Origin of the sequence: Aquimarina celericrescens, from assembly GCF_042682765.1 — a bacterium.
In the GTDB taxonomy this organism is placed as follows: Bacteria; Bacteroidota; Bacteroidia; order Flavobacteriales; family Flavobacteriaceae; genus Aquimarina; species Aquimarina celericrescens.
In genome coordinates this window covers 83,582-105,018 of the sequence record NZ_JBHUHY010000034.1, presented here as the reverse complement: position 1 = coordinate 105,018, position 21,437 = coordinate 83,582, and the positions used below count along the sequence as shown (strand labels likewise).

General features: G+C 34.3%; 15 protein-coding genes and 2 tRNA genes. 10 read left to right on the top strand and 7 right to left on the bottom strand.

Annotated features, from left to right (window positions below):
• Position 1: 1 nt before the first annotated feature.
• From ACFSJT_RS20025 to mutS, 5 genes are all read right to left on the bottom strand, one after another.
• Positions 2 to 1,123 (bottom strand): pentapeptide repeat-containing protein, encoded by a 1,122-nt coding sequence (locus tag ACFSJT_RS20025; RefSeq protein ID WP_378322135.1) that lies wholly within the window; start codon positions 1,121 to 1,123, stop codon positions 2 to 4.
• 253 nt (positions 1,124 to 1,376) lie between these two features.
• Positions 1,377 to 1,601 carry a hypothetical protein gene (locus ACFSJT_RS20020; RefSeq protein WP_378322134.1) on the bottom strand — a complete coding sequence of 75 codons (225 nt, stop codon included), beginning with the start codon at positions 1,599 to 1,601 and terminating at the stop codon, positions 1,377 to 1,379.
• Between the two features lie 375 nt (positions 1,602 to 1,976).
• Positions 1,977 to 2,061: transfer RNA gene (locus tag ACFSJT_RS20015), tRNA-Leu, on the bottom strand.
• 19 nt (positions 2,062 to 2,080) lie between these two features.
• Positions 2,081 to 2,152: transfer RNA gene (locus ACFSJT_RS20010), tRNA-Gly, on the bottom strand.
• A gap of 96 nt (positions 2,153 to 2,248) precedes the next feature.
• Positions 2,249 to 4,876 carry a DNA mismatch repair protein MutS gene (mutS, locus tag ACFSJT_RS20005; protein WP_378322133.1) on the bottom strand — a complete coding sequence of 876 codons (2,628 nt, stop codon included), beginning with the start codon at positions 4,874 to 4,876 and terminating at the stop codon, positions 2,249 to 2,251.
• 332 nt (positions 4,877 to 5,208) lie between these two features.
• On the opposite strand from mutS, the gene ACFSJT_RS20000 reads away from it, so the two are divergent.
• The 3 genes from ACFSJT_RS20000 (at position 5,209) to ACFSJT_RS19990 (ending at position 9,541) form a co-directional block, all read left to right on the top strand.
• Positions 5,209 to 5,748, top strand: a complete 540-nt coding sequence (locus tag ACFSJT_RS20000) for an RNA methyltransferase (protein WP_378322232.1) — start codon at positions 5,209 to 5,211, stop codon at positions 5,746 to 5,748.
• A gap of 169 nt (positions 5,749 to 5,917) precedes the next feature.
• The gene (locus ACFSJT_RS19995; protein WP_378322132.1) at positions 5,918 to 8,098 is read left to right on the top strand and encodes a choice-of-anchor J domain-containing protein; all 2,181 of its coding nucleotides are present in this window, start codon (positions 5,918 to 5,920) and stop codon (positions 8,096 to 8,098) included.
• Positions 8,099 to 8,233: 135 nt separating this feature from the next.
• The gene (locus tag ACFSJT_RS19990; protein WP_378322131.1) at positions 8,234 to 9,541 is read left to right on the top strand and encodes a dipeptidase; all 1,308 of its coding nucleotides are present in this window, start codon (positions 8,234 to 8,236) and stop codon (positions 9,539 to 9,541) included.
• Between the two features lie 229 nt (positions 9,542 to 9,770).
• On the opposite strand, the gene folK is transcribed toward ACFSJT_RS19990, so the two are convergent.
• Positions 9,771 to 10,898 carry a 2-amino-4-hydroxy-6-hydroxymethyldihydropteridine diphosphokinase gene (gene folK, locus ACFSJT_RS19985; RefSeq protein ID WP_378322130.1) on the bottom strand — a complete coding sequence of 376 codons (1,128 nt, stop codon included), beginning with the start codon at positions 10,896 to 10,898 and terminating at the stop codon, positions 9,771 to 9,773.
• 108 nt (positions 10,899 to 11,006) lie between these two features.
• Here folK and ACFSJT_RS19980 point away from each other — a divergent pair, with 108 nt between their 5' ends.
• The 7 genes from ACFSJT_RS19980 (at position 11,007) to ACFSJT_RS19950 (ending at position 20,610) form a co-directional block, all read left to right on the top strand.
• A complete protein-coding gene (locus ACFSJT_RS19980) occupies positions 11,007 to 11,714 on the top strand; it encodes a queuosine precursor transporter (RefSeq protein WP_378322129.1) in 708 nt (235 codons plus the stop codon).
• A gap of 177 nt (positions 11,715 to 11,891) precedes the next feature.
• Entirely contained in the window at positions 11,892 to 14,543 is a 2,652-nt protein-coding gene (locus ACFSJT_RS19975) for an AsmA family protein (RefSeq protein ID WP_378322127.1), read from the top strand.
• 282 nt (positions 14,544 to 14,825) lie between these two features.
• A complete protein-coding gene (locus tag ACFSJT_RS19970) occupies positions 14,826 to 16,010 on the top strand; it encodes a hypothetical protein (protein WP_378322126.1) in 1,185 nt (394 codons plus the stop codon).
• A 478-nt stretch (positions 16,011 to 16,488) separates the two neighbouring features.
• Positions 16,489 to 17,766: a hypothetical protein gene (locus ACFSJT_RS19965; protein ID WP_378322124.1), complete on the top strand. Its 1,278-nt coding sequence runs from the start codon at positions 16,489 to 16,491 to the stop codon at positions 17,764 to 17,766.
• 85 nt (positions 17,767 to 17,851) lie between these two features.
• Positions 17,852 to 18,292, top strand: coding sequence for a hypothetical protein (locus tag ACFSJT_RS19960; RefSeq protein WP_378322123.1), 441 nt, complete (start codon positions 17,852 to 17,854; stop codon positions 18,290 to 18,292).
• A 125-nt stretch (positions 18,293 to 18,417) separates the two neighbouring features.
• Positions 18,418 to 18,798 (top strand): hypothetical protein, encoded by a 381-nt coding sequence (locus ACFSJT_RS19955; protein WP_378322121.1) that lies wholly within the window; start codon positions 18,418 to 18,420, stop codon positions 18,796 to 18,798.
• Between the two features lie 360 nt (positions 18,799 to 19,158).
• The gene (locus tag ACFSJT_RS19950) at positions 19,159 to 20,610 is read left to right on the top strand and encodes a pyridoxal phosphate-dependent decarboxylase family protein (protein WP_378322120.1); all 1,452 of its coding nucleotides are present in this window, start codon (positions 19,159 to 19,161) and stop codon (positions 20,608 to 20,610) included.
• 5 nt (positions 20,611 to 20,615) lie between these two features.
• On the opposite strand, the gene ACFSJT_RS19945 is transcribed toward ACFSJT_RS19950, so the two are convergent.
• Positions 20,616 to 21,410, bottom strand: coding sequence for a DUF2797 domain-containing protein (locus tag ACFSJT_RS19945; protein WP_378322118.1), 795 nt, complete (start codon positions 21,408 to 21,410; stop codon positions 20,616 to 20,618).
• Positions 21,411 to 21,437 lie beyond the last annotated feature (27 nt).

Below are 21,437 nucleotides of genomic sequence, written 5' to 3'. Positions count from 1 at the left end.
ATCACTTTCTGGGCACCAAAATGAATTGTTGTTTTCCTTGTTTTTTAACAGTATATCGATTCTCAATTTCATTGGCTCCTTCCAAACCTAAAGATTCAACATAATCAATCCAATCTTGTCTGTCTACAATAGCATTGTCCAAAATAGTATCAGTAAAGTTAGCATTATCCAATTTGGTCCCCCAAAGTGTAGCTTCAGAAAGATCGGCTCCGCTTAAATCTGCACCAAAAAGATTAGCATTAGTAAGATCGGCACTTAGTAGTTCTGCCCTTTTCAAATTGGCATTATTAAGTCTGGCTCTCTTTAGAACTGCATCAGACAGGTTGATCTTGCTCATTTGTGCCTCTTTAAGCTCTGCTCTTTCGAGATTAGCCGCTGGCATTTGCGCCTGTGTAAGATCAGAAAAGTCTAATCTGGCATATTTCAGGTTTACCCCTCGCCCTAAGTTCACTTTTCTTAGATCAGTATAGGTGAAATCTGCAGAGTTGAGGATATCTCTCGAAGACTCCAGACCCAAATCACTTTGTAAGAGGCTAAATAAGAGCTGTCCACGTTCTGGACTAATAGGCCGTTCGATAAGCTTATTATTTTCCAAAAACTTGTAGGGTTTCATGGACATGCATAAACTTATAATTCTTGCTTCTAGTGTTTTACTAATATTGCGTCCTCCCGATCCTTTGTATTTTAGCTCTTCATTAAAATCTGATAACACATCACTCATTACAAAAACAAGAGAAGATCGGCGGTCTGCCTCTACTAATCTATTTTGATTTTCGATAAACCTATTTTGATTCATCAATAATTTAGTTTGAAAAAGTAAAACCGCTGCCGGAATTACAGCTATCATAAAAGCAAAAAGTCCAATTCTGGTAACCCTCCAGATAACACTGGATGAGACATCAGAAACAGTATCTACAGAAACTGTCTTATATTCTTTATATTCATTAATGGCATTACTGATGCTATTCTTGAGTCTTTTACCAAAAATTGGAACGCTAGACTTCTTTACTAGCCACCATCTAAAACGCTTTTTCTTTTGTTTATCAGCGTTTATCTTATCTAATTTATCCTGAAGTAGTTTATTTTCCCTTTTTAATCGTTCGATATAATCTTGCTCGTTCACTATACTATAAGATTTGGATATAAAACGCTGAAGATATAAAAATTATTGAGTGTTCGTAAAAAACTATAGCACAATACCATCCTAAATTTGTTTCAAGATCCAAATAAAAATAATGATGGAGATGCTTAATCAAACCTTGCACAATGATGTTTCTAACTACAAAACAATTATGAGAACAGAAAAAATTATTACCCGAGTAAGAAAGCCACTTACCCTTTTACAAGTTGAAAAGGAAAAATCTTATTTCATGATATTAGATATACCCCTTTTTTGTGAGTACATAAACCAGAGAAATAAGAGTTTTTGCCTTAAAACGTTTTTTAAGTCCATTAATTCTATGTTCTATAGATCTAAGGCTGTAAGGCTCAATGTTTTTTTCTTTTAAATATTTCGAAACCTCTACTTGTGTTAAGCCGTTTTTTAACTTATCCAATATAAGTTTTTCATATTCATCAAGTAGTGCATCATCTTTCTTCATTGCTAACTTTTAATCAAAGTGCTAAAATCAGAAATTTATTGGTGCTCTTTTTACGGAAATCCGTAGGAAAACTTTTTTTTTGAAAAATGTACAGTAAGAATTTAATGAAACTCTAGTTTTTTTATCTACAAGCAGCTAGAAATTAAAAGATCAATTCTAAGGAAGGGTCAAATATATAAGGTACTATAAATAATGCTCTTAAAAATATTGTGTTAGAATGCAGATTTTTAATTTCGATTGCTCGGCTATGAATAATAAGGAATATGTTCCCAAGGCATATGCATAGTTTTTTTTCTTTTCCATGTACACCAACGAAACAAATTTAGTCAGTACCAAAAAGCAAAAAACCTTCATGATCAAATCATGAAGGTTTTGTACTGAAGGCGGGACTTGAACCCGCACGGCCTTACAGGCCATTGGATTTTAAGTCCAACGTGTCTACCAATTCCACCACTTCAGCCTGGTATGTTTTATCTCAGAGCGAAAGACGGGATTTGAACCCGCGACCCTCACCTTGGCAAGGTGATGCTCTACCCCTGAGCTACTTTCGCAGTTTGTAAAGAACTTCGCAATTCTCTGATTGCGGATGCAAATTTAAAACAATTCTAGTAATACCAAAGTGTTTTTATAAAAAAGAATTGAAAATTTTATACCTGTGAAGCTTTCTTCCTGGTTAGCATACGTTTAATCTCATTAAGCTTCATTAGTGCTTCTACCGGAGTAAGCGTGTCGATATCGATATCCAGAATTTCTTCTTTAATCTCTTCGAGCAAAGGATCGTCCAGATTAAAGAAGCTTAGCTGTAATTCATCTTCTTCCTGTATTCCTTTGATTTTGTCAGTAAGCTCCTCACTACTATGTGATTTTTCAAGCTTTTTAAGCATTTTATTGGCTCTATGCAATACCTGCTGTGGCATCCCGGCCATTTTGGCTACATGAATCCCAAAACTATGCTCACTACCTCCGGGAACAAGTTTCCGAAGAAAAAGTACATTATCTTTTAGCTCTTTTACCGATACATTATAATTTTTGATACGATCAAAAGTCTCGCACATCTCATTGAGCTCATGATAGTGCGTTGCAAAAAGTGTTTTTGGCTTTGCAGGATGTTCATGTAAAAACTCACTAATCGCCCAAGCAATTGAAATACCATCATAAGTACTGGTACCACGGCCTATTTCATCGAGTAAGACTAAACTACGATCCGAAATATTATTTAGGATACTGGCAGTTTCATTCATCTCTACCATAAAAGTAGATTCACCCATAGAAATATTGTCACTGGCTCCTACCCTGGTAAATATTTTATCTACTACTCCTATTTTAGCTTCTTTTGCAGGAACAAAACAACCCATTTGTGCCAATAAAACGATCAATGCTGTCTGCCGTAATATGGCAGATTTACCACTCATATTTGGACCGGTAATCATAATCATCTGTTGGTGATCTCTATCCAGCGATACGTCATTAGCTATATAATGTTCTCCTGGTGGTAATTGTTTTTCGATGACCGGGTGACGCCCATTTTTGATCTCAAGATCGAAAGATTCGTCGATTAAAGGTCGAACATATTGATATTCTTGCGCCAATTGTGCAAAAGAGCACAGACAATCTAATTGACCTATTAAAGTGGCATTAAGCTGTACGGGCTTAATATATTCATTCATCCAAATGACCAGATCATTAAATAACTGCTGCTCCAGTGCCAGGATTTTTTCTTCGGCTCCTAAAATTTTGGCTTCATATTCCTTTAGCTCTTCAGTAATATATCGTTCTGCACTTACCAACGTTTGTTTTCTAATCCATGTATCTGGCACCTTATCTTTGTGCGTATTTCGCACTTCGATATAATATCCAAAGACATTATTTGATGCTATTTTTAAAGAAGTGATTCCTGTAGCCACAGTCTCACGCTCGAGCATTTTATCCAGGTAATCTTTTCCTGAAAATGCAATAGATCGCAATTCGTCTAGTTCTTCTAAATATCCACTAGCAATTGTATTTCCTTTTAAAACATTTACCGGAGCCTCTTCATTAAGTGTTTCTTTGATTTTAGTACGAAGTAATTCGCAATCATTCAATGTATCTCCAATTATTTTTAATGCTTCGTTATCACTACTGGATGCTAGAGATTTGATCGGTACAATAGCTTCCAGTGAGTTTTTAAGCTGAATAACCTCTCGGGGATTTACTTTTCCGGTAGCTACTTTGGAAATCAATCGTTCTACGTCACCAATTTGCTTGATTTGATGTTGAATTTTTTGATGTAACTCAACATTATCAAGAAAAAATTGAACCACCTCGTGACGTTTCTGTATAGCAGAAATATTCTTTAACGGAAGCGCCAGCCATCGTTTCAGAGTACGCCCCCCCATAGGGGAAATCGTTTTATCGATCACGTCCAGCAACGTGATGGCATTAGCTGCGTTGGCATGATACAATTCTAGATTACGAATGGTAAAACGATCCATCCAGATATATTGATCTTCGGCAATACGCTGTATCGCTGTAATATGCTTAAGCTTATGATGTTGGGTTTCGTTGAGATAATGTAAAATTACTCCGGCAGCAATGATCCCTTCTTGCAAATGATCTACACCAAATCCCTTTAAAGAAGTAGTCCCGAAATGATTATTCAAGGTTTCATGTGCATAATCAGTTTTAAAAACCCAATCTTCAAGAAAGAAAACGTGATAATCCTTGCCAAAATCCTGATAAAAAGATTCTTTTTTAGGTTTGGAAATCAGGACTTCACTTGGGTTAAAATTCTGAATGAGCTTATCCATATGAGCGACATCACCTTGCGCAGTTAGATATTCGCCAGTAGAAACATCTAAAAAAGCAATTCCTATTTCTTTTTTACCATAGTGTACTGCACATAAAAAGTTATTGGTTTTACTTTGTAGCACCTCATCATTTAGTGCAACTCCGGGAGTCACTAACTCCGTTACTCCTCTCTTTACAATAGTTTTGGTTTGCTTTGGATCTTCAAGCTGATCGCAGATTGCTACGCGCTCTCCTGCTTTTACCAATTTTGGTAAATAAGTGTTTAAAGAATGGTGCGGAAATCCAGCCAGAGCAGTTTCCATTTCGCTTCCATTTCCTCTTTTGGTCAAAACGATATTAAGAATCCTCGATGCCTTAATTGCATCTTCACCAAAGGTCTCATAAAAATCCCCTACTCTAAACAACAATAATGCATCAGGATACTTTGCCTTAATAGCGTTGTATTGCTTCATCAATGGGGTTACCTTCTTACCGTTCTTTCCTGCCATTCAGCATATAATTTAATCAACCTTGCTAAAGTAGCCAATCTCTTATTTTTTTTGAAATATCAAATCGATGAGTTATTCAATTTTATTCACAATTCTATTTTGAAATTGATAACACTTTATTGGTGACCAGTAGTTGTCAGAATTTATAAAAACCAATTTTGTCATCCCAGCATGGGCTGGGATCCACTAGGATTGTATTCCTAATGTCTATTTCACCTAGTTTATACGTCAAAATATCAAAAAAAAGAAAAAGTGCTGAGTCTTTATCTTTATACCATGAATTTTGGATTCCAGCCCATGCTGGAATGACAATAAATGATATTTTTGCATCGATGGAAAGAAATAGAAAACTTAAAAACAGTGAACTTGATCGTAAAACCATTGAGGAATTTAAGGCAGCAAAAAAAACTCCTTTAATTGTAATACTGGATAATATTAGAAGCCTCAATAACATAGGATCGGTATTTAGAACTGCAGATGCTTTTTTAATTGAAAAAATATGTCTCTGCGGTATCACCGCGGTTCCACCCCATAAAGATATTCAGAAAACAGCTTTGGGTGCCACTGATACAGTAGCATGGGAATATCATAAAGATACTTTAGGATTGGTAAAAAATCTGAAAGAACAACATATTAAAATTCTTTCCATAGAGCAAGCTGAAAATGCCGTAATGCTCAATAATTTTACTCCTGAAGCTCATCAAAAATATGCTATCATTTTTGGTAACGAAGTTAAAGGCGTACAGCAAGAAGTTGTTTCTGAAAGTGATACGGTTATTGAAATCCCGCAATATGGTAGTAAACACTCCATTAATATTTCGGTAAGTGTTGGTATAGTGATTTGGGATTTGTTCAATAAACTACAAAACTAGCTGAACTGGATCTAACTAAAAAAAGATCATATTTCGAAATTTCAAAACCAAAGCAAGAATTATCTGATTTTCAAAAACTGAAGCACCTACACTAGGGTGCTTTCTTTTTTTTACGTCTTCATTAATAACGACCACAAATTTTTTAACATCTAACTAAAAGAACAAACTCATGAAACCGAACAAGAAATTATTTATCCTTCTTACATTAGTAATGATCATCACAATAAGCTTTGCCCAGGAAGAAGAATGTGGTGCAGAACCTCCAAAAGATTATGGTACTTTTATGCTTAAAAGACTGGTATCAATCGCTAACGCCAAAGCATTATCTTCTCCGGTATCATTGCCAATTCAACATCATGTTTCTCGAAACTCAAGTGGAAACAATCCTGCAGTTTCCAGTGCAGAGATTCAAAATGTGATGGATGAGCTTAATGCAACCTATGCGCCTATGAATATTTCATTTTATAATTATGGCCCAACCCGGTTTATTGATAATAGTAGCTGGAACCCCTCTTTTAATAAAAACAATGACAGCCAACTCGCGCAATATGAAGTAGCTGAAGCCATCAATATTTTTTATTTTACCGAAGTACTTTCTGGGAGCTCTACCATATGCGGATTTGCAAAATTTCCGGGCACCGGTAATCGGGCGATCCTTGATGCATCGTGTTCTCAAAATGGATCTACCTCTGCTCACGAGCTGGGTCATTATTTCTCCATACTACACACCCACTCGACATCGAATGGTCGAGAACTTGTACAACGCACCAATTGCAATAATGCAGGAGATTTCTTTTGCGATACACCTGCAGATCCAAGACTCAGTAGCTTAGTCAACACCAGTTGTAACTACACAGGTTCTGCAACAGATGCTAATGGAGATCAATATCAGCCAGATACGAGAAACGTGATGTCGTATACACGTAAAAGTTGTCGTACGGGAGGCTTCACCAATCAACAACAAGATGCCATTGTGGTATCCTTACAGTCAGACAGAGCCTATTTGCTTGACGCTACAAATCCACCTGCGTGTACCGTTATTAGTAATTTTCCATATAACGAAAGCTTTGAATCTGGTTTTGGAGAGTGGTCTAATGCCAGTGGAGATGATATCCAATGGACTCGTGATTCTGCTGGTACACCCTCGACCGGCACAGGCCCTTCAAATGCAACAGAGGGTTCATCATATCTTTATACTGAAGCCTCAACAAATGTAACTCCTCCTGGAAGCCCTAATAAAGTCGCTATCCTGAATAGCCCTTGTATAGATCTAGGTTCTTCCTCAAATATGTTTTTAACATTTGGATATCATATGCTAGGTACCGCCATGGGAACTTTAGAATTATTAGTAAGTACCAATGATGGAATTTCCTATACTTCAATATGGAATAAAAGCGGTAATCAGGGTGATTCATGGAATGAAGCTATTGTAGACCTTTCGGCATATTCTGGTGTAATTAGATTACAACTTAAAGGAACAACCGGATCAGGCTGGAGCAGTGATATTGCTATTGATGATATAAACATAAGTTCAGGTTCTACTAACCCGCCTAGTACATGTACTGGTATCACTAGTTTTCCTTATCAAAAAAGTTTTGAACCCGATTTTGGTTCATGGACCCAGGAAACCAACGATGATATTGATTGGTCTTTGGATAGCAACACTACTCCGTCTTCAAATACAGGACCATCAGCCCCCACCCACGGCACCAATTATGCATTTACCGAGGCATCAGGTAACGGAACCGGTTTTCCTAATAAAACTGCCTTGCTTACAAGCCCATGTATTGATTTAACAAATGAGACTAATACACAACTTACTTTTGATTATCATATGTATGGTTCTAATATGGGAACACTAGAAATGAGGGCTTCGACAGATGGTGGGAGTTCATGGGCGACCATCTGGAGTCAAACTGGAGATCAGGGAAATAACTGGAATTCGCAGACTGTAAGTCTATCTACTTATAGTGGTACCGCTATACAATTACAAATTAAAGGAACAACGGGATCAAGCTTCAGGAGCGATATGGCTATCGATAATATTAATATAACATCAGGCAGTAGCGATAATGCTGATGATGATATCGAAGGTATAACATCAGACAGTATAAGTATTTTTCCGAATCCAATAGCATCTGGGTTGCTAAACATTGAACATCCTAAAATTGCAAAAAGCAATGCACCTGTAAATATCATCATAACAGATTTTTTAGGGAAAAGAATAGATGTTCTGGCTTTAAATACGGGAACAACCACCTATGATACCAGCAGTTTAAGTAAAGGTGTCTATTTCATTATCTTCGAAGGTGAAGAAAGTAAACAAACTAGGAAACTAATTAAACAATAAAGTTTGTTTTTGAATTTTTGTTTTGAGGTCTAAGAAGGGTGTTCTTTTTAGACCTCTTTTTGGTGTATTAACACATCAACCGAAATTTGTTTTGTAAGTTTAATGCAAAATACTTTTCATATAATTATAATTACAATGAAAAACTTATTAGTATTTACATTAATCATGCTCTTTGTTACTTCTTGTAAACAAGAAAACTCTCAAAAAGAAATGGTATCTGAAAATCAGCTGATTGCAAAAGCCAAGGAAATTCATAACAAAGTAATTACACTAGATACACATTGTGATATTAATGTAAAAAATTTTACCGATTCTATTAATTATACTCATGATTTAAGTTCTCAAATCACGTTACCAAAAATGAGAAAAGGAGGCCTCGATGTTGCCTGGTTTATTGTATATACCGGTCAGGATTCTTTAACTCCAGCAGGATTTGAGAAAGCATATGAAATAGCCATGTCAAAATTTGAAGCAATTCATAAACTAACAAAAGACATAGCACCAGATCAGATTGAGCTGGCATTAACTTCTGATGATGTGCGTAGCATTCATAAAAAAGGAAAGAAAGTTGCCATGATTGGTATAGAAAATGGATATCCTATGGGTACTGATATTAACAATGTAAAGAAATTCTATGATTTGGGTGCCAGATATATGTCCCTTTCTCACAACGGTCATAGCCAGCTTTGTGACTCTAATACTGGTGAAGCAGACGGAGTTTGGTTGCATAATGGAGTTAGTGATCTAGGCAAAGAAGTTATTGCAGCAATGAATAAGTACGGTATGATGATCGATGTTTCTCATCCTTCCAAAGAATCAATGCGGCAAATGATCGAGCTTACCAAAGCTCCTATTATTGCTTCACATTCTTCTGCAAGGGCTTTATGTAATCATAGCCGAAACCTTGATGATGAACAATTACAATGGTTAAAAGAAAATGGCGGAGTTGTACAAACTGTTGCTTTCTCTTCATATCTGAATACCGAGAAATTTGAAAAAAGAAACAAAAAAGAGGTAGAAATCGCAAAGCAAATAGCCGATTCTATGGGAGTAACCTGGTTAGAACGAGAAGAGGTCATGAAACTTAGTACCGAAGAAAAAGAAAAATACTATGATTTTCTAGGCACAATGGCCGCAATTCGAAGAACTAAAGTAAAGAAAATGGATAATCTCCCTCCTGCTGTTGATGTGGTTGATTTTGTGAATCACATTGATTATATGGTTGAAAAAATAGGAATTGATCACGTTGGGATAAGCTCAGATTTTGATGGTGGTGGCGGAATTGAAGGTTGGAGCGATGCTTCAGAAACTTTTAATGTGACCTTAGAATTGGTTAAAAGAGGTTATTCTGAATCAGCAATAGAAAAATTATGGAGTGGCAATTTACTTCGGGTTCTTGATAAAGTACAAGAAGTTGCGGAAGAGATTCAAAAAACATCATAAATTTTGCGCATAACTAGTTATAACTACTGCATAAATCGAATAATAATAGGATATCTACTCGCAATAAATCATTTTCTATTCGTGAAGAGCTCTTAAAGCTCATAGGAACTATTTGTATATCATACAACCAACTCTTGTCACTGGCAGGAGCCATTTGCATAATTAAAATAAAATAGTTAACAAATGATCGTCAAAAAAATCCAACTAGAGAACATAATTAATGAACTTACTATTCACAAATCTCTTCCAAAATAGAAATATAATCGGTACGGTTGGAGATAAAATCTCTTTCAGAAACATCAATAATTCGTATGTTAAATTCTGATTGAGATTTGATAAATTGTAGATAACCCTTATTTATTTTATTAAGGTATTCTGCCGGTATTTTTTGTTCATAATCCCTTCCTCTTTTTTTGATATTCTCGAGAAGACGCGCTGTACTTTGATATAAATAAATATATAACCCTGGCTTTGCCAGATTTTTGTACATTACATCAAAAACACGTTTGTATAAGGCAAACTCTTCTTCCTGCAGCGTCACTTTTGCAAAAATTAAAGATTTAAATACATCATAGTCACTTACCACCAAATCTTTGAAAAGATCATATTGGGCAATATCTTCTTGAAGTCTCTGGTAGCGGTCTGCCAGAAAAGACATTTCAAGCGGAAAAGCATACCGCTCCATATCCTCATAGAATTTTGGTAAAAAAGGATTATCTGCAAAGCGCTCCAGAATAAGCTTTCCATTAAATTCTCTTGAAATTAATGTTGCCAGACTCGTTTTACCTGCCCCAATATTCCCTTCTATGGTTAAGTATTGAAATTTTGCTAACGCATACTGCGCTTTGGGATTCACAATTTTCTGGTCGGTTATTTTAATTTCAGAAGTATCTGATGTGTTCTCTAATAATTGGGATACTGTTTGCTTAAATATCGGATGTTCTTCTGCTGCAGCAATTTCAGCCAATGGTGCTAAAACAAATCTGCGATCCTGCATGGCCGGATGAGGGACTATTAGATTGTCAGTCTCAATCTTCCCTTCCGAAGAAAAAATAATATCCAAATCAATAGTTCTAGCCTGATATCCTTCTAGATCTATTCTATTTCTTCCCAACAATCGTTCAATATGCATCAGATGGTCTAATACTTCTAAAGTACTATAAAAAGTTTCTACGGTAATACAAGCATTAAAAAAGTCTTCGCTATCGAATCCCCAAGCAGGAGTTTGATATATACCTGATATCGATAGTACATCTCCTGTTGTTTTGTAAATTTCATTAATAGCCTTTTGGATAAAATCAAGGCGATTTCCCATATTACTTCCTAACGAAATATGTAGTAGACGAGGTGTTTTCAAGATTGGATATTTATATTCTGATCAGAACTCCTTATTTTAGAGGCAAATTAAACAAAACAAAATCACTTCACCTTATTTTTTGATGAAGTATTATCAACGTACAACATTTTGAGCAAACACTTATTGAACCCTAAAGATCAAAGAGCGGCTTATCGAATATATTTAATATTAGGAGCTCTTTTTATCTCGTCATTGGTGGTGTCTAACCTTATTTTTCAAAAATTCTTTTATTGGGATTTTTTAGGTATCTATACTTTTGAAATCTCTGTTGGAATATTACCTTACCCGATAACATTTTTGATTACCGATATCATAAGTGAAATCTTCGGGAAAAGAAAAGCTAATCAAATTGTTACAGCAGGAATTTTTGCCTCGTTCTTTTCACTACTAATTGTAACAGCCTCGTCTTGGGTTCCGGCAACATCATGGTCACCTATTGGTGACGACTTGTTCAATACCGTTTTTGGTGCTACAATCATTGCCGTTTTTGCATCAATGATGGCGTATCTTTTTGCACAGTATATCGATATTCAAATATTCCACTTTTGGAAAAGGGTTACCAAAGGAAAACACCTTTGGCTAAGAAATAACTTCTCTACTTTTTCATCACAATTGATTGATACATTAACAGTACTGTTACTTTTATGTTCTGCCGGCATTATAGAATGGAATCGTTTTGGCGTGCTGTTACTTAATGGCTTTCTGTTCAAAGTTCTAGTTGCAGCTCTTGATACACCTTTACTATATATTGCTGTATACTTTTTTAGAAAGCGTTTTAATCTAAAACAAGGAGGTGAACTTGCCATGGAAATATGATTGTAACAAATAGTTAACTCGAAAGCATTAAGATTCTATGTAATTTAATCGTTATTTTGCAAGAAAGTATATAGTAATAAGTAAAATGATTAAATAATTATTTGGATTATCAAAAGTTCTATTTGCGTGCTGAGTGAAGTCGAAGTATGACCATTGAAAAACAATAAAAATAAACACATGAAAAAAGCCCTAAAAATCCTCGGTATTGTTTTACTGATTCTTATTATAGCCATTATTTCTATACCTTTTTTATTTAAAGGAACCATACAAGATAAAATACGGTATTTGGTAAATGAGCATGTAAATGCAAAAGTTGATTTTGCCAATATTGATGTTAGTCTATTAAGAAGCTTTCCACAAGCATCTGTAATTATAGAAGACCTTTCGATTATAAATTACGAGCCCTTTGAAGGAGACACATTAGCCTCTTCTAAAAAGATAATATTAAACATGTCTGTCAACGAACTTTTTAAAGATGCGAGTGAGGCTATTAGTGTTCAAAAAATTATAATTAACGAGGCTAATGTAGTGATCAAAACAGATTCACTTGGTAATTCAAACTTTGATATTGCCAATAAACAAGAAGATACTGTGCAGGAAGCTCCGGTAGAAGAAGAAAGTGGAGATTTCACTTTTTCTTTAGAACATTATGAGATTAATGATAGTAAAATCTTGTACCAGGACGATATAAGCAAAACGGTTCTGGAGATGACGCACCTGAATCATAGTGGAGACGGATCGGTATCGGGCGATAAAGTGATTTTGGATACCCATACTGATGCCGAAGCTTCTTTTGGATTTGACGACACCAAATACCTGAATAAAAACAAACTTCGACTTGATGCAGAAATAGAACTGGATCTTAAAAATCAGAAATATGTATTTAAAGAAAACAAAGCTTTAATAAATAGATTACCACTAGAGTTTACAGGATTCGTTCAACTATTTGATGAATATACAGATATCGACCTTAGTTTTAAAACGCCTACCTCCGATTTTAAAAACTTTTTGGCGATTATTCCCGAAACCTATGCCAAAAATCTTGATGGTGTGCAGACCAGTGGAGATTTCTCTATTCTTGGGGTAATTAAAGGAAAAACAGATGAAACGCATATTCCTACTCTAGATATTGCCATCAAATCAAATAATGCTTCTTTTAAATATCCAGATTTGCCTAAAGGGGTGTCAAATATTTTAATTGATGTGCTGATTAAGAATAAAACAGGAATTGCCGATGATACTTATATTAACATAGATAATCTCAATTTCAGAATTGGAGAAGATAATTTTGCTGCCAGAGGTACCTTGAAAAATCTTACAAAAAACTTATTGGTAGATATGATGCTTAAAGGCAAATTAAATCTTGACAATCTTGACAAAGCATATCCGCTTGAACTAGAGCAAAAACTCAATGGAATTGTTACCCTTGATCTTCGAACCAATTTTGATATGCAGTCTTTAGAAAAGGAGCAATATCAAAATGTTAAAAGTACTGGATCTGCCAGGATTAATGATTTCACTTATGCTTCTACAGAATTACCGAATGAAATAAATGTTTCTTCTGCTAACGTTAGCTTTAAACCCGGAACAATTTCATTAGATCAAATGCAGGCGACCACAGGAAAATCTGATATCGCAGCGACCGGAACAATTACAAATTTAATGGGGTTCCTATTTGCAAAACAAGATCTAAAAGGAAACTTTGATGTAACTTCTACTATTTTTTCGGTAAATGATTTTATGATTGCAGAAACTGAATCAGAAGCATCAAAAAAAGAAGAAAAAACGAGCAATACAACCAGCACAAAGGATGAAACTATGAGAATTCCATCTTTTCTGGATGCTACTTTAAACTTTGACACCAAAAAGGTTGTTTATGATAATCTACAATTACAAAATACAAAGGGTACTGTCAAAATAAAGGATGAAACAGCATATTTAGAAAATGTAAGCTCAAATATTTTTGATGGTGGCTTGGCATTTAATGGCAGTGTATCTACAAAATCTAAAGTACCTACTTTTGATATGGCATTAGATCTTAGTCAAATTGATATCGTACAATCTTTTAACAATCTCGAATTAATAAAAGGATTAGCTCCCATAGCTAGAGCCTTAACCGGTAATCTCACTACCCAAATTAATCTAAATGGCAACTTAAATGAAGATTTAACACCAGTTCTTACTTCATTAAAAGGAAAAGCTCTTGCCGAAATTCTCAATGCGCAGGTATCAACTACTAAGACACCATTATTATCTAAACTTGATAGTCAACTCAATTTTATAGAATTGGATAAATTGGATCTTAAAGACATTAAGACCAATCTAAGTTTTGATGACGGAAAAATTAATGTAAAGCCTTTTGATTTTGAAGTAAAAGGAATAAAAATTACCGCCGGAGGAAGTCATAGTTTTGATCAGAGTATGAATTATAATGTATCACTTGATATTCCTGCGAAGTATCTGGGCAGTGAAACTTCAGGATTGATTTCTCAGCTTAGCGAACAAGAAGCTAATACCATGAAAGTTGCTCTACCCATAGGAATTACAGGTAATTTCACCAATCCTAAAGTAGACCTAGAACTGGGATCTGCCGTAAAAGATCTTACACAACAAATAGTGTCGAAACAAAAAGACAAAGCAAAAGATAAGGTGAAGGATAAGGGCAAAGAAATTCTCTCTGGTTTATTAGGGTCTAATGATAAAAAAGGTGATTCTATAAAAACATCTAAAAGTGATACAGAAGAAACTTTAAAAAGCACTGCAAAAAATATTATAGGAGGTTTTCTGGGAAAGAAAAAGAAAAAGGATTCTACCAAAACTAAAAACTAAAATGACGCTTTCGCTATATTTTTTATACTTGATCTCTTTTAACCAAGTGTAATTAAAACCCTTTAGATCTTGTGAACAAAACATTAAAAAAGGATACAATAAATTGATTAAAATTAGGTTTATTATTTAATAAAATATTAATTATCAGAAACATAACTTCTGGTTAATATGTTATAACCCAAAATAATAGATCCCCAAGTTATGAAATCGAATATTGTATTCTTTCTTTTTTGCTTTTCGTTTTCCTTTTTTTCATTCTCTCAAAATGCTAATGACGATCGAATGAAATGGACCAAGGGATGGACAAATTTCAACCCTAATCTAAAAGAATACCCAGAACCTGAAGAAAAGCTTCCTAACATTATTGATACCGACACCTATCTAAGTAACGACATAACTTATTTTATGTCTGGAAATGTTTACGTAGTCAATAATGCTAAATTAACTATACAAGAAGGTACGATCATAAGATGTGACACTAAAAATACAACTAGCCTGGTGATTACCAAAGGAGCCAGGCTAATTGCAAAAGGTAACAGAGATTTCCCAATAGTTTTTACATCCAGTAAATCTATAAAATCGCGAAATTCTGGAGACTGGGGAGGTATCGTTATTGCTGGATCGGGAAAAATCAATTCTCCTGCTGTTTCTAAGGTTATAGAAGGAAATTTTTTACCTGAATATTCTCTTTATGGAGGTATTGAAGAAGATGAAGTGACCACAGAAATATCCTATATAAGAATTGAATTTGCAGGTAAAAAAATTAATCAATCCAAGGGGTTGAATGCCCTATCCTTATATGCTTTGGGTAAAAATTCAATAGTTAATAATATTATGATAAGTCATTCTGCAGATGATTCTTTTGAGTGCTTCGGGGGCTCATTTAACATGCAAAACCTTATCTCTTTCAAGGCCAAAGATGATGATTACGATTTTACACTAGGATATGAAGGAGAACTACATAATATTATGGCGATCAGACATCCTTATATAAGTGATATAAGTGGATCTTATGCTATAGAAATAGACGGTTATGAAAAAAAGGATGGTTACGTTTCTGCAGAATCTTTGTCAAACGTGAGTATTAAAAATGCGTCGTTAATCAATCTATCGACACAGAATAACTACCAGCATACCACTGCAGCCATTTCTTCAAAAAATTTAGCTAAACTAAACATAACCGAATCAAGAATTTCTGGTTTTGCCAATGTAGTAAAGTTTGATGTAGCTTATAAATCTTTTTCAGATTTAAAAAATCATTTTTTACTAGAAAATAGCATCTTTAATGTTCATAGTACCACCGTTTTAAAACAATATGAATCTGAGGTAAGTGCAGATCGCCTATTAAAATACAATATGTATACCAATAGATTTCAAAATGCCGAGGATTTGTTTACGGATCCTCTAAATTCAAAAAATCCAAAATTTACCCTTAAGGATTCAGATTCGTATACTGTTATGCAATAAGTTTTAAAACAAAAGAAAAAAGTCATTAATAATGAAATAAATTTCATTGCTATTTTTCCTATTTTAACGTTAAAAAAGAACTACTTTTTAATGAATTTTTATTAATTATGTTAAAAAAACTGTCTTTTATCAACCTTTAAAAATCCTTTAACACTTCCTAAATTCATCAAAAAACACGTCAAAATTTATCGAAAACCCCTCTTTTTCGTCAAAACTTCACCTAATGTATGGAATTTGTTTAGCTTTTATTTTCAACACATGAACGTTAGTTAATTTTTTGATTATCAATCAAGTAAGATTTATATATGTAAGAATTTTACTCATAATTTTTTACTAATTTTAGTTAAAATATCGATAAACGTACAAAGTTTACGGTAAACACGTAATTAGTTTTAACAAAACTCCTATATCTTAGTAGTCCCAAAAATTTGGAAGAGAGAAATTTCCTCCAAGAACTTTAACCCCAAAACAAAATACCATGAAAAAAAGATATTTTCTTGCCACAGCTTGTATCTTCTTATTTTCTTCTTTTACAAGTATAGCACAAAATTTTAGCGAAAAAGACGATAGATGGGCCAAAGGCTGGACCAATTTCTCCCCTAACCAAACGGACTATCCAAAAGCTGAAGAAAAACTACCTAATATCATAGCAAATCATACCTATTTAAGAAACGATGTTGTATATCTTTTGTCTGGTGATGTTTATGTAATTAACAGTACTACTTTAACTATACAAGAAGGTACGATCATACGATGTGATCATCAAAATCCTGCAAACCTTATTGTGACCAAAGGATCAAAGTTGATAGCTTTAGGCTCTAAAGCTTATCCTATAGTATTCACCTCAAACAAAGCTCCCAAATCAAGAAATAATGGAGACTGGGGTGGTATTATTATTGCTGGATCAGGCAAGGTCAATACAGTTTCGGGAAATGGACTTATTGAAGGAAATTTTAAACCTCAATTTTCTATTTATGGAGGAAATCAATATGATGAAGAAACTACCATATTAAGTCACGTAAGAATCGAGTTTGCCGGTAATACTATAAAAAGAAAAGAAGGATCTAACGGACTTTCCTTATATGGTATCGGCTCTTCTTCTATACTGGACAATATTATGGTAAGCTACTCAGGTCAGGATTCATTTAACTTCCACGGTGGAAAAAATAATATGCAAAATCTTATCTCTTTGAAGGCACAAGAAGACGACTACAATCTTTCAGAAGGTTTTAAGGGTAACCTAAACAATGTTATTGCTATACGTCATCCTTATGTAACAAGTCCCAAAGGATCCTATGCCATCGAAGTCGATGGCTATAACAAAGATTTGGGGTACATAAGGCCCAATGCAGTTACCGATGTCACTTTTAGCAATGCTAATCTGGTGAACCTATCAGATAAAAGTAACTATCAGCATACAACTGCGGCCATATCTGCTGCTAATTCTGCAATAACTTATATTCATAATTCAAAAATATCGGGTTTTTCTGACGTAGTTAAATTTGATAAATCTTACACGTCTTTGCCATTAATACAAAAGGCGTTTATGATGGATAATAGCTTCTTTAATATTCACGGACAAGGGGTTCAGGTGGCCAATCAATCTGTTGAAAAGGAATCTTTGAACATTTTAAAATATAATAGATTCACCAAAAGCTTTGTAGACGTAAACGATCTTTTTAGTGATCCACAAAGTAGTGTAAACCCAAAATTTCAGTTAAAAAAGTCACTTAATACCTATATGGTCATGCAATAAACCATTCTAGAAATAATAAATAATTGGTTTCTTTATTTAAATTTACAATAACTAGTCAGTAAAGATTTAATTAGATTATACTATCATGCTTAGAGTAACAACCAGTTTTATTTTCTTTTTAGTAGTAAATATCACTTTTTCCCAAAAGGCTAATGAAGCAGTGTTTTTTACACAAGAGAAACAAGTAAATAGATTTCATACAATAGAGGATCTGGAATCCTTAAAAAAAGGAGAACTTATTAGTCTTTATAAAGATCGAGTTCAAGAAATTATGACCGTAATACCGCTCTTATCACTCACTAACGAAGCTGGTGTGAGATTAAGTGATATAGGAATTAAAGAAGATTCGCGTCATCTAAAAATCTTAAAAAATAACAAAGAAACGATAGAAAAAACTTTAGAATCTACAAATGAAGCCATAGAGGAGCTCGTTCCCTATGCTGATACTGAAAAAATTATTTGGACGATTCTCTATTTTGAAGAGATCATCAAGAAAATGAGAATCGGCGTCAACGGAAGCTTTTAGAAAGATCGTAATTTGTAATGTTGTTAAATTATCAGATTTACTAGGGTAGAAAGCGGCGATTGCCGCTTTCATATTTTTATACAAGCTCTTTGTAAGCATATGTAGTGAAGAACTACTAAAGAAACATGACAATATTATATCTTTTATTTGGAACTCTTATAGCCATCATAGGCGCAATACCCCTTGGAGCTGTTAATCTTGCGGTAATCAACACTTCTATTAAAGAGAATATTAGAACAGCCTCTTATATAGCACTTGCTGCTGGAATAGGTGAAGTAATACTCGCCTTTTTTGCGATACACTGTAGCTTGCAATTATCAAACTTTTTGAAAGAGAATAAATGGATTCAAATCAATTTTATTGCTATTTTCTTTTTAGTAGGATTATATTTTATTTTAATAGCGAATAAAAAGGTTAAGACCAAGAAAAGTTTTAAAATCAAACTAACCAACTCAACTCTAAATTTCTTACCGGTTTTTCTCTTGCACTACTTAATCCTCCTGTAATGATTTATTGGATTCTGACTATCTCACTTATCAATGAGCATATTTTTAATCTTACTATTCAAAATTCGATATTATCTCTTTTTCTTTTCTTTCTTGGTGTTTATCTAGGGAAAATCGGAACATTATATTTTTATGGAAAATGGGGATTTAAAATGGCAAATAAACAAGGGGATTCAAAAACAAAGCTTCACAAAATTATGGGAATAGCACTCATCGTTTTGTCAGTTTTTCAAAGTATCAAATTTGTCATACAGTAAGTAGTTATTCGAATACTTGATACTATTTTTTCACCCAATTATACAAGTAAATAATATTGATATACTTTTACATTTGTGAGCAAAATGGTAAAGGAATACAATTATGATAGAAGATGACCTCAGCACTAAACTAAGACTGTCTAAAGAAGAAATGCAACAATATGGTTACAAAATTATTGATCATATTGTAGACCACTTCGAGACTCAACACACTAAGAGGCCAGTGGCTTTAGCTTCGAGAAAGGAAATGGATTCTTTATTGGCTGAAGAGGTTCCTAATCACCCTTTGCCTCCAAATGAAGTTTTGGATTTTGTAATGAATCATATTATACCCAATAGCAATATCGTATCGCATCCAAAATCGTTCTCTTTTGTACCGGGGCCGAGTAACTACATTAGCGTAATGGCAGATACTCTAGCTACAGGGTTTAATATATTTTCTGGAGGCTGGGCCTCATCTCCTGCAGCAGCAGAATTAGAAATTGTAACCATGAATTGGTTACTAGAAATTTTTGGCTTTCCAACCAAAAAAGGAGGTGGTATATTTACCAGTGGTGGATCAATGGCCAACCTTACTGCTCTCGTAACAGCAAGGAGGATAAAATGTGGAAGTGATTTTTCGAAAGCCACCATTTACCTTTCAGACCAGGCGCATTCATCTAACATTAAAGCAATAAAGGTCATTGGTTTTAAAAAGGAACAAATTCGAATTGTTCCAACAGATATAGAATTTAAAATATCTCTGAATAAGCTTAAAAACATCATAGCAAGGGACCGCTTAGAAGGATTACAACCGTTTTGTATCATTGCCTCAGCCGGAACTACCAATACGGGTACGGTCGATCCATTAGAAGAAATAGCGACCATTTGTGAAACCGAAAATCTATGGTTCCATATTGACGGTGCTTACGGAGGAGCTGCTATACTTTCTAATGAAGGGAAAAAACTTTTAAAAGGAATACAAAGAGCCGATTCTTTAACCGTAGATCCACACAAATGGTTTTTTCAACCGTATGAGATGGGTTGTTTACTGGTGAAAGATCATAGTTGGTTGAGCAGTACTTTTACCGAAAAACCAGAATACTTAAGAGATATAGAAGGTAACGAATCAGAAATCAATTTTTATGACCATGGAATCCAACTCACAAGACGTTTTCGTGCTTTGAAATTTTACATGTCTTTAAAAACATTTGGTCTTGAATCTTTTAAAAAAGCTATAACCTACAATATGGAGCTAGCTGAACAAACCGAAGCTATATTAAGAAAAAGTAAATTCTGGGAAATCACATCTCCTGCTACTCTAGCCATTATCAATTTTAGATATAATCCTATTCATCAAAACTTATCTGAAGAAATGTTAGATCAAATCAATCAAAATATTTCAAAAAAATTGATTGCCTCTAGAGATGCGCTATTGGTCACCACCATTTTACAAGGCCAAGTGGTGTTAAGGATGTGTCTTATCAATCCTAGAACTACTCTTGTTGACATCAAAAATACCTTAGAGAAATGTGAGGCGTATGGCGAAGAACAACTTTTAGAGCTAAGTAATTAGGAGAATTAATTTATTGTTAATCTTACTACATACCCTTCATTATTACGCACGTTAAAAACAGTATTGTCATCAAAGATTAAATATTGTCCTTTAACTCCTTTTAGAATACCAGAAAACTCAGGTGTTTTTTCGAGGTTAAGACTCTTTAATTTATCAGGATATTTCAAGACCGGGAAACGTAACTCAGTTTCTTTCCCATTGTCGACAAAATATTGTTTTACCTCGTCGGGAATGAAATCTTTAAGTTTATTCTTACATGCAACTAAATCCTCATCCTTAATTTCGTTTTTAAGCATAGTGCGCCAATTGGTTTTATCAGATATGTGTTCTTTAAGAGCGACTTCTGTAATACCTGCCAAATAACGATTAGGAACTTCAACAATCTCGATTGCTTCATGCGCGCCCTGATCAATCCATCGAGTAGGCACTTGAGATTTTCGGGTAACACCTACTTTTACATTACTGGAATTGGCGAGATAAACGATATGTGGTTGAAGCTGAACTTTCTTTTCAAACTCTAAATTTCGATCCTCTACATCCAAATGTGCTGTACTCAATTCTGGTCGCATTACCCAATCTCCCACTTCTGGTCGATTAAAAAAATCATCATAACAATATCCTTGTCTATATATCTTCTTATTCTCTCTACAAGCCAAACATTGATACCCAACAAATTCTATACGCAACTTTTTATCCAATAGTTGATTCATATGAATAAAATCGGACTCAAAAATCAGGTAATACTGAATAGGCTCTCCAATTTCTGTTTGCATTTTTGTAAGTACTCCTTGATACTGCATAAAATTTTGTTATATATAAACCTTATA